Origin of the sequence: Acidisoma sp. PAMC 29798, assembly GCF_030252425.1 — a bacterium.
Classification (GTDB): domain Bacteria; phylum Pseudomonadota; class Alphaproteobacteria; order Acetobacterales; family Acetobacteraceae; genus Acidisoma; species Acidisoma cladoniae.
In genome coordinates, this window is the sequence record NZ_CP126994.1 from 3402800 (window position 1) to 3416664 (window position 13865).

13 protein-coding genes are annotated in these 13865 nt (G+C 64.0%); 7 read left to right on the top strand and 6 right to left on the bottom strand.

Annotated features, from left to right (window positions below; genetic code table 11):
- Nucleotides 1-9: 9 nt before the first annotated feature.
- Nucleotides 10-765: a DsbA family protein gene (locus tag QP803_RS16385; protein ID WP_284944542.1), complete on the bottom strand. Its 756-nt coding sequence runs from the start codon at nt 763-765 to the stop codon at nt 10-12.
- Nucleotides 766-947: 182 nt separating this feature from the next.
- Here QP803_RS16385 and QP803_RS16390 point away from each other — a divergent pair, with 182 nt between their 5' ends.
- Both QP803_RS16390 and QP803_RS16395 read left to right on the top strand, forming a co-directional pair.
- Nucleotides 948-2357 carry a gamma-glutamyltransferase gene (locus QP803_RS16390; protein WP_284944543.1) on the top strand — a complete coding sequence of 470 codons (1410 nt, stop codon included), beginning with the start codon at nt 948-950 and terminating at the stop codon, nt 2355-2357.
- Between the two features lie 8 nt (nt 2358-2365).
- Nucleotides 2366-3541, top strand: a complete 1176-nt coding sequence (locus QP803_RS16395; RefSeq protein ID WP_284944544.1) for a pyridoxal phosphate-dependent aminotransferase — start codon at nt 2366-2368, stop codon at nt 3539-3541.
- Here the strand turns inward: QP803_RS16395 and pstA are convergent.
- Genes pstA through pstS form a run of 3 tightly spaced genes read right to left on the bottom strand, consistent with a single transcriptional unit; the run spans nt 3526 to nt 6537 of the window.
- Entirely contained in the window at nt 3526-4407 is an 882-nt protein-coding gene (gene pstA / locus QP803_RS16400; RefSeq protein ID WP_284944545.1) for a phosphate ABC transporter permease PstA, read from the bottom strand. The genes QP803_RS16395 and pstA overlap by 16 nt on opposite strands.
- The gene (gene pstC / locus QP803_RS16405; protein ID WP_284947938.1) at nt 4407-5414 is read right to left on the bottom strand and encodes a phosphate ABC transporter permease subunit PstC; all 1008 of its coding nucleotides are present in this window, start codon (nt 5412-5414) and stop codon (nt 4407-4409) included. Before pstC ends, pstA begins: the two co-directional genes overlap by 1 nt.
- A 25-nt stretch (nt 5415-5439) precedes the next feature.
- On the bottom strand, nt 5440-6537 hold the full coding sequence (gene pstS, locus QP803_RS16410) for a phosphate ABC transporter substrate-binding protein PstS (protein WP_284944546.1): 1098 nt from the start codon (nt 6535-6537) through the stop codon (nt 5440-5442).
- Between the two features lie 234 nt (nt 6538-6771).
- On the opposite strand from pstS, the gene QP803_RS16415 reads away from it, so the two are divergent.
- Nucleotides 6772-8793, top strand: coding sequence for a hypothetical protein (locus QP803_RS16415; protein ID WP_284944547.1), 2022 nt, complete (start codon nt 6772-6774; stop codon nt 8791-8793).
- 92 nt (nt 8794-8885) lie between these two features.
- On the opposite strand, the gene QP803_RS16420 is transcribed toward QP803_RS16415, so the two are convergent.
- Together QP803_RS16420 and QP803_RS16425 are read right to left on the bottom strand one after the other, a co-directional pair.
- Entirely contained in the window at nt 8886-9572 is a 687-nt protein-coding gene (locus QP803_RS16420) for a hypothetical protein (RefSeq protein ID WP_284944548.1), read from the bottom strand.
- A 164-nt stretch (nt 9573-9736) separates the two neighbouring features.
- Nucleotides 9737-10177 (bottom strand): helix-turn-helix domain-containing protein, encoded by a 441-nt coding sequence (locus QP803_RS16425; protein ID WP_284944549.1) that lies wholly within the window; start codon nt 10175-10177, stop codon nt 9737-9739.
- A gap of 57 nt (nt 10178-10234) precedes the next feature.
- Between QP803_RS16425 and QP803_RS16430 the strand changes: the two genes are divergently transcribed.
- The 4 genes from QP803_RS16430 (at nt 10235) to terL (ending at nt 13865) form a co-directional block, all read left to right on the top strand.
- The gene (locus tag QP803_RS16430; protein ID WP_284944550.1) at nt 10235-10510 is read left to right on the top strand and encodes a hypothetical protein; all 276 of its coding nucleotides are present in this window, start codon (nt 10235-10237) and stop codon (nt 10508-10510) included.
- Between the two features lie 11 nt (nt 10511-10521).
- Nucleotides 10522-10977: a DUF6362 family protein gene (locus QP803_RS16435; RefSeq protein ID WP_284944551.1), complete on the top strand. Its 456-nt coding sequence runs from the start codon at nt 10522-10524 to the stop codon at nt 10975-10977.
- Nucleotides 10978-11064: 87 nt separating this feature from the next.
- Nucleotides 11065-12300 (top strand): sulfotransferase family protein, encoded by a 1236-nt coding sequence (locus tag QP803_RS16440; RefSeq protein ID WP_284944552.1) that lies wholly within the window; start codon nt 11065-11067, stop codon nt 12298-12300.
- Nucleotides 12301-12506: 206 nt separating this feature from the next.
- On the top strand, nt 12507-13865 hold the full coding sequence (gene terL / locus QP803_RS16445) for a phage terminase large subunit (RefSeq protein WP_284944553.1): 1359 nt from the start codon (nt 12507-12509) through the stop codon (nt 13863-13865).

Sequence of the window (13865 nt, forward strand, 5' to 3'; positions counted from 1 at the left end):
CCGATCGCGTCACCCGCGCGCGCTGTTCACAAGCTTGTGTAAATCATCGAGGCTCACGGCGCCGGGCACCAAACGGCCACCCACGATGAGCGCCGGCGTGCCGGTCACGCCGAGGGTCTGAGCAAGGGCCGCGTTCTCAGCCAGCTTGTTGGTGATCGTGGCGTCGCTCATGTCATGGATCAGGCGATCGGGGTTCAGGCCGATCTGCGTCGCGGCCATCCGCAGGCTTGCTTCCGTCGCCGGGGCGGGATCGCTCATTAAAGCCGCCTGCATCTTGTCGTAGCCACCTTGCATCTGGGCCGCCAGCAAGGCGCGAGCACCGACGACGCTGCTCGGCCCGAGGATGGGGATGTCCTTGAAGACCACGCGCACACCGGGGTCCTGCTGCGCCAGCGTCACCAGCAGGGGTCGCATCTGCCGGCAATACGGGCAGCGAACGTCGTAGAACTCCACCACCGTGACATCGCCCTTGCGATTGCCAATGACCGGATCGGCGGCATTGTCGATGAGGGCAGCGCGTGACGCCGCGATGGCATTGCTCTGGGCCGAGGCCTGGCTCGCCTGGTCCTGTGCCTGAAGGGCCCCGATCGCATCCCGCAGGATCGAGGGGTCTTGCACCAATTCCTGCCGAATGAGGCCAATGACCTCGGCGCGCTGCGACGGACTTAAGGCCGAGGCTGGCTGGCTTTGTTGGGCAAAGGCGGCGGCCGAGCCAAGTAGACCGACGCCGAAAGCGCAGGTCATCAAAAGACAGCGGAAGACCATGGCATCGTCTTTCTTCGTAGCGCCTGCGGTTGCCGCGCGAATTGAAGGCGTTTATGGCATTTTTCCCAAGCATGAACCAATGTGGAGCGGCGCGATTGCGCCCAGAAATTATGATGGCACCTTCGCGTTCCACGGCTCACCGTCGTTTGCTGGGCAAGACGTTCTTCCGAACAACGGCAGCGATGATGTCCACCGCCCTGATGGTCAGCGGCTGCGGTCTGCTCACCAAGCGGCTGCCGGGGGCCGGGCCGAACCCGAATGACATGCCGGCGCCGGGCGTCGTGACCAGTACCTGGAATGGGGCAGTGGTGGCCGATGAGCCGCAGGCTACCCTGGTCGCGCGGGCGATTCTCGCCGCTGGCGGCAATGCGACCGACGCCGCGACTGCCCTCGCCTTCGCGCTGATGGTGACCTTACCGTCCCGCGCATCGCTCGGCGGCGGCGGCGCCTGCCTCGTCTATTCTCCGACCATCAAGGCGGGCACACGCAATGGCCCGCAGGCCTTCGTCTTCCTGTCCCCCGCCGCATCCGGCGGCGGCAGCCGCGCCGCTGCCGTGCCCATGACGGCACGCGGCCTGCTGTTGATGCAGGCCATCTATGGCAGCAAGCCGATCGACCAGCTTATTGGGCCGGCGCAGCGCCTGGCGTCGCTCGGCGTGCCGGTGTCACAGGCTTTCGAGAATGATCTTTCCGTCGTCTCCGGCCCCTTATTCGGCGATCCCGTAGCGCGGGCGACCTTCGGCGATGCCTCCGGCGCGCCGCTCGGCGTCGGGCAGCCCATGGTGCAGCCGGCCTTGGCCGATACGCTCAGCCAGCTGCGCATTAAGGGCGTTGCCGATCTGTATCAGGGCGATCTCGCCCAGAGCCTGGTCCGTGGATCGGCCATGGCGGAGGGTCCTATCAGCATGCAGGACCTGACGAACGCCGTGCCGCGCCAGATGGACCCGATCGACGTCGGCGCCGGTGGCAACCACGCAACCTTCCTACCGCCGCCGGCGGATGGCGGCCTGGCCGCCGCCGGTGCCTATGCGCAACTGCGGGCCCAGGAAGGGGATATTGCTGGCGCCAACGCCGCCGCGCTCGCCATCGCCACGGCCTATCGCGCGGGCACCGATGCCCAGGATCCAGCGGCGCTGCTGCAGGAGACGAACCTGCCGCGTGGCAATCTGCCGGAAGTCGCGGCCTCGACCAGCTTCGTCACGCTCGATCAATACGGCGGCGCTGTCTCCTGCTCGCTGACGATGAACAACCTCTTCGGCACCGGTCGCATCGCGCCCGGGACCGGGATTCTTCTCGCGGCCTCCCCCGCCCATGGCCAAGCGCCACTGCTCTCGGCCTCCCTCGTCTGGAACAAGCCGACGAACACCTTCCGGGCCAGCGTTGGCGGCAGCGGGCAGCAGGGCGCGCCGCTCGCTGTCGCCCTCACCACAGACTATGCCCTGCGCCAGGAGGGTCGTGATTTCGGCAGTGTGGTGCCAGAGCCGGGTCGTGCCAATGCCATCAGCTGCCCCGGACGCGTGCCCGGCCGGTTCAAAAGCTGTATCTGGTTGACCGATCCGCGTGGCGCCGGCATGGCCACAGGCAAGAACTAAGGCCTGCCGTGTCGCTGAAGGTTGGGCGCGGCGGCGACATCCCCCCGTTTCGGGTGATGGACGTCATTGCCGCGGCCAATGCCCATGATGCGGCGCGCGGCCCCGGCGACCCTGCGGTCATTCGCATGGAAGTCGGCCAGCCCGCTCTCGGTGCCCCAGCCGGCGCTGTGGCCGCCGCATCCCATGCTCTGCGGAGCCTGCATCCCCTGGGCTATACGGAGGCTTTTGGCCTTCCCAGCCTTCGCCGCCGAATCGCCGCACATTACGGCGCCTGGTACGACCTCGATCTGCCGCCCGAGCGGATTGCGGTGACCACGGGGGCTTCGGGCGCCTTCCCACTGGCTTTCCTCGCGGCCTTCGACCAGGGCGATCGCGTGGCTATGGCCGCGCCCTATTATCCCCCTTACGTGAATATCCTGACGGCGCTGGGCATGCGGCCGGTGATTGTCGAGGCGGGCGCCGAAACCCGGTTTCAGCCGACCATCGCGGCATTGGAAGCACTCGACCCACCGATCGACGGCCTCATTCTCGCAAGTCCCTGCAATCCGGCCGGAACGATGCTCCATCGCGACGAATTGGCTGCGATCGCCCAGTGGTGCCACCGGCACGGCGTGCGGTTGGTGAGTGACGAGATTTATCACGGGCTGCAATACGACAGCCCGATTGCGACGGCGGCTGAGTTCAGCCCTTCCGCGATCGTCGTGAATAGCTTTTCGAAATACTTTTCCATGACCGGCTGGCGGGTTGGCTGGATGGTGCTGCCCGATGACCTGCGGCGCCCGGCCGAGCGGCTGGCGCAGAATATGTTCATCTCGGCACCCCATATCGCGCAAGTGGCGGCCGAAGCCGCCTTCGACTGCACGGAGGAGCTTGAGGCGCGGCGCGCGGGATATCTGCGGTCCCGTGATCTGCTGCTGGACGCGCTGCCCCGCGCGGGCTTCGCCCGGCTGAGTCCGGCGGAAGGCGCCTTCTATCTCTACGCTGATATTTCGGATCGGGACGAGGAGAGTCCGGCCTTCTGCGCGCGATTATTGCGAGAGCTGAGCATCGCCGCCACGCCCGGCGTAGATTTCGACGCCAGGCGTGGCCAGCATTTCGTGCGTTTTAGCTATTGCGCCGGGGAAGCGCAGATCGCCAATGCGGCACATCGGCTTTTGGCGTGGCGAGATCAGGTGCGCGGATAACGGCTCAAAATCGCGCGGGCGCCGAGATTGATGGCGAGCACCGTCAGCATGACGAGGAAGGCCGCTGCGAAGGCCAAGGCATGGGCCGATGCGAAGGGCTGATTGATAAAACTCCAGATCACATATGTCAGATAGCCGATCGGCTCATGCGTGAACTTGCCGTTCCAAACGTAGTTCGACCAGCCGGCCGTGTAGATCAGCGGCGCCGTCTCACCCACCGAAATCGCGAGGGAGAGCAGTGTCGCCGTCAGGATGCCCGGCAGTGCCACCGGCAACAGCACCCGTTGCACGACCAGCCGATCATTGGCGCCAAGAGCGTAAGCGGCCTCGCGCATCGGGATCGGAATCTGGCGCAGCACGAGTTCGGTCATCTTCGCCATATAGGGCAGGATCATGATGGCGATCGTGATGGAGGCGGCGAGAACGGAAAATTGCCAGCCGAGCCAGATCACCATGGTGACATAGGAGAAGTAGCCCAGGACGATCGAAGGAACGCCGGTGAGCACATCGGCAAGAAACCGCACCATCGACCCGTAACGCGTGTTGCCGAATTCAGACAGGTAAATGCCCGCGCCGACCCCGATGGGCACACCGATGATGAGCGAACCGGCGGACAGAACCAGCGTGCCGGTTATGGCATTAAGCAAGCCGCCACTGACGCCCTGCGTCGTCGTCGTAAACAGCGCTGGCGACATCGCCGAAATGCCACGCACGAAGACGAGCACGATGATATCAATCAAAGGCGCCGCGACGAGCAGGAAGGCGATGCAGCACAATACCCAACCGATGAGGCTGCTGCTGCGACGTTTGCCAATCGAACGGCGCTTCGTCTGCGGAAGGGCCAGGGTCGCGGATGCGCTCGCCATCAGGAAGCACTCCGTGAGCGGACCAGAAGTCGCGCAATGACATTGACGATAACGGTAATCACGAACAGCACGATGGCGATCTCGGCCAACGACTGCACGGCCAGGCCAGACTGATCCTGCTCCGCGCTGTCCAACTGGGACAGAATGAAGGAGGCCATGGTGCTGATCGGGCTCATCAGGCTGTGCGGCATATAGTTCAAGGCACCGCCGGACACCATCAGAACGGCCATGGTTTCACCCAAGGCGCGACCGAGGCCGAGGATGATGGCGCCGATGATGGCAGGGCGGACCATGGGCAGCATGGTGCGGCTGACCATTTCGAACTTGGTCGTGCCAAGGGCATAGGCCGCTTCCTTGGCTTCGCGCGGAATGCGCGTCAGCGCGTCATACACCGTGATCGTAATGACGGGGATGACCATCAGCGCCAAGACGAGTGAGGATGAAAGTAGACCGAAGCCACTGCCGCCACCGGCGGCGAAAAAGGGGAGAAAGCCAAAGATCGCCGCGAGGGCAGGGGCGATCAGATGCGCGACCAACGGAACCAGAACGATGATGCCCCAGAGGCCGTAGACGACGCTCGGCACGACGGCGAGCATCTCGACGACGATTGACAAGGGCGTCCGCAGCGTACCGGGCACGCCTTCCGCGAGGAGCACAGAAATACCAAGGCTGATCGGCACGGCGACCAAAAGGGCGAGAGCCGAACTCGCAAGCGTGCCCGCGACAAAGACGAGGCAGCCATAGGTCGCACCGACAGGCGCGAGCACACCATGGGTCATCACCGGGTCGGCGTAGAGATTGCCAAGATCCCAGGTCTTGGTAAGCAAAAAGCCAAAGCCGTTGAACTTGATCGCAGGCCAGGCATAAACGACCAGGAACAGCAGAACTGCGAAGATCGCGAGGGGTATAACCCCCGCGAGCACCAACAAAAGAACGCGGAACGGCTGAATAGCCGCTCCGCTCTTCGCGGTCTTCGATGCCGGCCCAGGAAGACTGGCCGGCATCATATCAACCAAACGTTCGCTCATCCGATCAAGAAGAAATCGTCGCGATCCGAGCGTGGCTCTCGGCGCGGATCTTGTCGAGCAGCGGAATGAAATGCACGCGGCCGAGGTAATCCATGGCGCTGCCGCCATTGGGATCGATCGCCCAGGTAAGCAGGCCCTTGATCGCCTTGGCCATCGCGGCGCTCGGCTGCATCTTATTCACGATGGCATATTCGTAGTTGATGATCGGATAGGCCATGTCGCCATCTGCGAAGATCAGGCTGATGCGCTGATCGGCCGGGGTCTTGTCGATCAGGCCGGCGGCGGCGGCGCCGACGGTGGCCGGGTTCGGCAGGACGAACTGGCCCGCCTTGTTCTGCAGGGCAGCGACGCCGAGGCCAGCGGCCTGAACCTGAGCCGCGAAGCTCACGCCGATATAGGACAGCGAGTAGGGGTTCTGCTGCGTGGTCTGCACCATGCCGGGGTTGCCGATGGCGCCGATGCCACCCTGAACGGCCGGCCAGCTGACCGTGGTGCCGTAGGCCGAGGTGCTGGCCCATTCCGGGGTGGAGAAGCTGAGATACTGCGTGAAGATGAAGGTATCGCCGCTGCCATCGGTGCGATGGATCGGGAGAATGACATGCTTCGGCAGCGTGATGCCGGGGTTCAGCGCCGCGATGGCGGCGTCATCCCAGGAGGTGATCTTGCCGCTGTAGATGCCGGCGAGCACGGGACCGCTCAGCTTCAGGTTACGGTCGTTCAGGCCGGGCAGGTTGTAGACGACATTCTGCGCCGAAATGGCGAGCGGAATGTTCAGCATGTCGGGGTGCTTCTTGACCTGCGGATTGGCCATATAGGCGTCCGAAGCGCCGATCTGCGCGATGCCCGCAACCGCCTGGGCGATGCCGGTGCCGCTGCCCGTGCTCTGCGTCGTGACGCGAATGCCGGGAACGATCTTCTGGTAGCCGCCAACCCACAGGTTGAACAGCGGGTAGAGCAGGCTGGAGCCGGTCTCGAGGATGGTCACCTCCTCGGCGCGTGCGGAACGCGCGATGCCGCCAACGGTGAGGCCGACCGCGGCAAGGCTGATCGACTTGAGGAATTGAGCGCGCGTGAGGCGCGCGGGCACCAAGTTGTCCGACATGAAATCTCCGAGCCAAATGAAAACGCAGCCAGAGCGGCTGTGTTGCAGGCGTGTAGGGAGGCATAGCCGCGACTACGATGACAGTCGCGTTGCAGTTTGATGACATCATCCCGTTGGGTGGCGGCGCGCGGCGCCGCTCCGTGATGAAAATGCGTGGCGCGACGCGGTCGAGCGCGATAGTCACACTGTCTCGGGATCGTCTCGCGCAAAGACATCCTCCGGAAGGGAGTTTCGATGCAGTTCGACGTGATGCCGCCGTCCATCGCCAGCCTGCTGCATCAGCCGGAACTTCGGCTGCTGCTGGCCGGTCTCGATGTGCTGACGAACCGCAGTTTGCCCGAGTCCTTTATTCTATCCGGCCGCGCCCAGATCACGTTCGGTGCGCCGACGCTTTCCCCCTCGGCCGAAACCCTCTTCACGCTGCGGCAGGCGCTTGAACTCGGCTGGCTGAGCCAGGTTGCCGAACCGGCGATCGCGGGACTTGCCGCGGCCCGCTGCGCGGCACTCGCCGTCGCCTTGGAGACCGACGCCGGAACCGGAATATCGCTTCCGGCCTGGGTCGCACCCATGGCCGGCCAGGCGGCGCCCGACCTGACCCTCGCCCGATTGATCTGGGCCAGATTGGCACCGCATCAGCCAGGGGCCGCCGAGGCGATCCTCTCGCCAGAGGCGCATGGCAAGCTGATCGAGACCTGGCCGTTGATCGGCCCGACCGAGTGGCTGATGGAACAAGGCGGCGACGCGCGCCTGGCGACAGACCCGGTCAGCGGCCTTAACGGCTATGGTTGCAGCCATCGGCCACGCCCCTGGGCGGTGACCTTCGCCTCCTCGACCGCGTCCTCCTCCTCCGCGCGCGGCTATCTCGGCGCAGAGGAGGCCCGCCGGCGGATGATCGCGGCGAGTTTCGATGCATCTCGCCACGAGGCGGTGAGCGACGAGGCGGCGCGGGTACGGCAAGCGCTCGTCACCCATTTCATGCTGCCACATGATACCGCCGTTATTCTCGCGGCGTCAGGAACCGATTCGGAGCTGATCGCCCTGGCCCTGGCGCAGGCGGCAGAGGACCGGCCGATCACCAACATTCTTCTGGCCCCTGAGGAGACCGGCAGCGGCGTACCGCTGGCGGCACGCGGGCGCCACTTCGCTGTCGATACGGCGCGGGGCGCGCTGGTGCCGAAGGGCGAGACAATTGCGGGCTTCCGGGACGACACGCTGCTTCACCCCGTCGGCGTACGGGCGCCGGATGGCAGCGTTCGCCCTGCGGCGGCCGTGGACGCGGATTGCGTCGCCGCTGTGACCGCTGCAATCAGCGCCGGCCGCAGACCCGTGCTTCATGTCCTCGATGTGTCCAAGACCGGCCTGCGCGCCCCGAGTCGAGGGTGCGTGGCCGAACTCCAGGCACGGTTCGGCGCCCAGATGGACGTCATCGTCGATGCCTGCCAGACGCGGCTGAACCCTGGTACCGTGCGGGACTACCTTAGCCAAGGCTGGATCGTGTTAATCACCGGATCGAAATTCTTCACGGGGCCGCCCTTCTCCGGCGCTGTCCTGGCGCCCCGTACCGTCACAGCGCGGTTGCAGCATGGCGCGCTTCCGCAAGGCCTGTCGCTCTATTCGGGCCGTCCCGAATGGCCGTCGGGTCACGCCGGCGTGGAGGCAATGTTACCGGACGGTAATCACGGTCTTTGTATGCGTTGGCAGGCTGCCCTGGCTGAGATGCAGGCTTTCGCCGAAGTGCCGGCAGAGCGTCGCCGGGCGGTGCTGCATCGCTTCGTGGGCCATGTCGATCAGTGCATTGCGGAACGCCCGCAGCTTCTCGCCGTCAACCGGAGCGCCGCCGGGGAGAACGCGGATGATTGGGATGCGACGGAGACCATTCGATGTTTCGCGATGATCGACGCACAGGGCGCCTTCCTCGATCTGCCGACCGCCCGAAACGTCTATGTCTGGTTGAACGCGGATCTTCACGCCGCGCTTGACGCGGTGGTGCCCCCGGATGTCCGCGATATTCTGAGGCGCAAATGTCATATTGGTCAGCCCGTCGCCGTGAGCATCGGCGGTCGGCCGGCGGCTGTGCTTCGCGTGTCGGCCGGAGCCCGACTGGTCTCCGGTGAGCCCGCCATGGCGCATCTGCACCCGGATCTGCGTCTTGAGCGGGAACTGAGTGACGTCAGTCTGCTCTTCGCGAAGCTGACGCTGATCCTGGACCATATCGACCGCCTGACCGAGGCTGATCCGCGTCCCACATACTCTTAAGTTCAGCCTCTTCAGGTTAGCCGCAATAAAAAAGGGCGCCCGAGGGCGCCCTTTTTGTCTCACGATCGTCGAGGCTATTCGCCCGCGATTGTTTAGCTTCCGAAGATCTTGCCGGTCACGCCTTCGATGTGGATGGTCGTGCCGTCCGTCAGGGTGATTGTATCGGTACCGCCGGCGAAGTTCTCCGAAGTGATCGGCTTCGCGCCCAGACCCGGATCGAAAGCGAAGGTCGAACCAGCGCCGAACTGGGTGATGGTTTCGGTGCCGCCGCCGTGGCCCGCGAAGAACTCGTAAATGTCGGCGCCGGAGCCGCCATTCACGGTTGTGTCGCCAGCGCCAGCGCCCAGAACGGTATTGGCGCCCGCATCCAGGTTGATCGTCGTCAGAGTGGACGCGGTCGCGAACGGGTTCACGCTGAACTCGTTGCCGGCCTTGTCCGTCGCGCTGGCATCGCCGAGGGTCGAATTGCCGGTGCCGGCGATCAGGGTGGAGTTACCGGATCCGGCAGCGGCTTGAATGACGGCATTGACGCCGCCGACGAGCAGCGAAGGAGCGCTACCGCCAATCAGGGTCGAATTCTGTCCGCCATAAACCGTCGCCGGGGCGGTGCCGCCGATGAAGGTAAGGTTCGTGGAGCCGGCACCGTGAATGGTGGTCGCGCCCGCGCCGCCGGTGATCGTTCCGCTGCTGCCAAACGGGACGAACACGTTGCTATTGGCCGGGGGTGTATAGTTAAAGGCGGTTGTAGAGCCGGGAACAGTGACTTGACTTGCACTCATACGCTTGTCTCCATCTCGGTGTGGCTCCCGGCGTCCGCTGCCGTAGGTGGAGCTAAGTTAACGTCTCGTTAATCATGTATCCGATCGTGTGGTGCGGTGCAACCAAAACTTGGCGATTCTTTCAGTGCATTGCTGGAGCGTATTGGAAGCACTGCACTGCTCTCTTAATCTCCTTCAGGGGTGGAAATCCCCTGAGACAGGGCCAAGCGTCGTGCCTCTCGCAGGAGCTGATGCCGTCCCTGTCCCTGAATTTGACGATAAAGGGCAAGAAGAGCCCGTTCGTCTGACGTTTCAGCGACATCTCCCTCGATTCCGGCCACTCCCGTGACCAGGAAACTGACCGAAACACCGAGGGCGGCGGCGACACGGGCAAGGTTGGCACGAACCTGGCCGGACCGATCCGTCTCCCACTGAGCAACAGCACTTCGCGATACGCCCACAAGCTGGGCCAGCCGATCCTGCGTGAAGCCCAGGGCTTCCCGCGCGACACGGATCCGTGCGCCCGCGCCTTCACCGTCATAGGAGTTTAACAGAGGATTCCTCCCAAACCATGAATCGAAGCCCGCATCAAAGCCCCTGCCATCGAAAAGGCACCCGATCGGCATTGCACCGCAGCGTTAGTTATACTAACGTTGCGGTATCGTTTGATTAAGGAGCGCTCGATGAGGTCGGAACCGTCTCGCAGGTGCGAAGATCATGATACCGGAACCATTGCGCCGACCTCAACCGCCAATTGGTGGGATGCCCGCCTGGCAGAGCGTGCCGCCTGCCGACACCGCACTGCAGCGCAGGACCAACCCATGGATGTCGCGGATGAACGCCGCGGCTGCCTGCCATCCGGGCATCCTTTGAGCTGGGGCATGCTGACGGCGGGCACCGTTCTGGACGGCGATCCCTATCTGTCCTTCCCCTCTTTCAATCCCCAGGCCTTTTCATGAGGTCGTCGCGCATGGCGACGGGCCGCGACAATGCTCCCGAATACGAAGCCCTGGTTGCTCTCCTGGAAGAGGCCGGGGCAACCTTGCTCGCCCTCCCCAAAACCGGCCACTCCACAGCCGTGAAGGTGAGCGCCCTGCCCATCCTGCGAGAGGCGACGGAGGCCTATGGCTGGTCGGCCGCGACGATTCGGCCCCCCATGCCATCCGCCGCGCGCATCAGCCGGATGGATATCGCGATGGGTTACCTCGGTCTCATCCCTCAAGATAAGTACATGCTGCGGCGCGTGGTGGGATGCCGTTCCCTGATCCATCCGCTGACCGATCGACACCTCTACTCCTGGCGGCGGCTCGGCGAAGTCCTCGGGGCCGATCACAAGGCCGTACAGCGCTGGCACGCCGAGGGCATCCACCTCATCATAATGGGCTTGCGGCGCAAGGCGGCGGCGCAGGCCGCCCGGATCGCTTGACCCCACGTTTGCTTGACCGCCCGCGCGCTTGACCTCGTGTACCCTCACCGGTACCAGCAGCCACCCAACGGCGTCAGGGGCCTCAGCGTGACGATCGCGACTTCCGCTCTGCGTGTGGCCGACCGCCTTTCGATGGCGAGCGGAATTGGCAGAGACCCCTTTCGGGCCGATGATTTCTTGAAAGGCGCGCTCGGCGGTCGTGACCCGACCGCTTTCGGCCGAGACTTCGGGCCAGACCAGATCATGCCAGGCCTCCGCATCCTGCTGACAGCGCTGGATGACGAGGCCGAACTTTCCCTGGTTGGCCGGATCGCCGCACGGTGGGACGCGATCCGCTGCCTGCGCAATCTCATTCGCATGCGCGATGAGGAGGAACGATCGCCGGCGATCACCAAGATCCCGATCCGACGCCCGCTGATCATTACCGGCCTCCCGCGGAGCGGCACGACCTTCCTGCACCGCTTGCTCGACTGCGACCCGCGGACACGCAGCCCAAGTTGTTGGCAGACGATGGCGCCCTACCCACCGGCGCGCGGGCGCGATCGGCGGATCGAGACGACAGATCGGCAATTGCGCAGCTTTGCGCGCATGGCGCCGGGGTTCCGCGACGTCCATCCCCTCTCCGCCACCATGCCGCAGGAATGCACTGAAATCACCGCGCAGATTTTCCAGTCGCTGCGATACGACACCACATTCCGCGTGCCGCGCTATCTGGAATGGCTGGACGGGCATGGCCACGACCTCGCCTACCGGTTCCACAAGCGCTTCCTCCAACATCTGCAGCATCAAACTGCGGACGACGCCGAGGCCATTCAATGGGTACTAAAATGCCCCGACCATGTCTTCGCCCTCGACGCGATCCATGCGGTCTACCCCGATGCCCGGATCGTTTTCGTGCATCGTGATCCACTGAAGGTTCTGCCCTCCGTCGCACGCCTGACCGAAATTCTTCGGAACCCCTTTGCGCGCGTCCAAAGCGCGGAGGATATCGGCGCGCAGGTGACGAGCCGCTGGCGGCTCGGCGTGGAGGCCATGGCACGCGCCGCCGATGACGATGCGGCGGGCGCGATCTTCCATATCCAGTATCGGGACCTGACGGATGATCCTCTCGCCACACTCTCGGCCCTCTATGATCATTTTCAGATGCCCTTGCACGATACGGCGCGCATCGCCATCGAGGCCGAGTTGAGCCGCACCACGAAGGGTGGCTATGGCGATAACGTCTACCGATTCAGCGATCATGGCCTGGATGCAAGCCGAGAGCGCGCACATTTCGCCGCCTATATGAATCGCTTCGACGTCGCCGAGGAAGTCTCGCTTTAATAATTTACGATTTCGAAACTTTTATTGACAAACGCCCCGGTTTCATCTATATAACTTTATATGATGTAGCGTTCTGTCGATGACGTTCCTATTCATGACATGAAACCGCGCATCGTTTCCCCCATTCTCTTCAGTCCATGAACGAAGCTTTCGGCAGCTTGATCGTTTAAGAGTGGTGTCCGTATGCAAAGGGTTCAGAACGCGCAATGGCGATCGTTCTGACCCTGGCCGAATGGTCAGAACTCGTTCTCCTTCAAGTTGAGCAATCACCCGCAGTCCATCACCGCTTGCTGATCGCACGGCTTGAAGATGTCAGCCAGGGTCGCACCGACCGGTTGATGGTGCTGATGCCACCAGGCTCAGCCAAGTCCACCTATGTCTCGATGCTCTTCCCCGCCTGGTGGCTGGCACAGCATCCGCGCCACGCACTGATCATGGCGTGCCATACCGATAGCCTGGCCAGCCATTTCGGCCGACGGACACGCGCCTTGGTGCAAGAGTTCGGCGCGACCCTCGGCTACAGCCTCGCCACCGACGAACGCGCCGCACACCGATGGCGGACAAAGGATGGCGGCGAGTATTTCAGTGCCGGCATTCGTGGTCCCATCGCCGGCCGCCGCGCCGACCTCGCGATCATCGACGATCCTGTAAAATCCTGGGCAGAAGCCGATTCACCGACGTCGCGCCAGCATGCCTGGGATTGGTACCGATCCGATCTTCTGCCGCGGCTGAAGCCACGCGGCCGTGTCGTCATGGTCATGACACGCTGGCACCAGGATGACCTCGGCGGCCGCATTCTCGACAACGAGACGGGCTGGACGGTGCTGAACCTGCCGGCCTTGGCGACGGCGAATGACCCGCTCGGCCGTCACGAGGGTGACGCGCTATGGCCCGATTGGGAAGACGCTGCCAGCCTACACCGGAAGAAAGCGGCCATGGGGGAGCGTGCCTTTGCGGCACTGTTTCAACAGGATCCCCGCCCCCTTGCGGGCGGCCTGTTCATCACCGAGCGCATCGCGCTTTGCGACGTTCCGCCCGTGGACACGGATTGCATTCGCGCCTGGGATTTGGCGGCGACACTGCCCACCCCTGGGCGTGACCCCGACTGGACGGTGGGATTGCGATTGGAGCGCGATCGTGACGGGCGCTATATCGTAACCGATCTGCAACGCCTGCGCGGAACACCGGGCGAGGTGGAAAGTGCCATCACCGCCACTGCGCGGATGGATGGTGCGGCTGTCGCGATCGCCCTGCCGAAGGATCCTGGCCAGGCAGGCAATGCCCAAGTGGATTACCTCACTCGGCGGCTCGCCGGGTACCGTGTTGCGGCCACACCTGAAACGGGCGCGAAAATCACGCGCGCCGGCCCTGTGGCCGCACAGGTCGAGGCCGGCAATCTGCGACTTCTGCGCGGAGCCTGGAATCACACGTTCCTGGAAGAGCTTCGCGACTTTCCACATGGATCCAAGGACGATCAGGTCGATGCGCTGTCGCGCGCCTTCATGAGCCTGATCGCCAAAGGCACCGCCACCCATCGCGTCCAGGTGTCGATGTTCAGCCGTTAG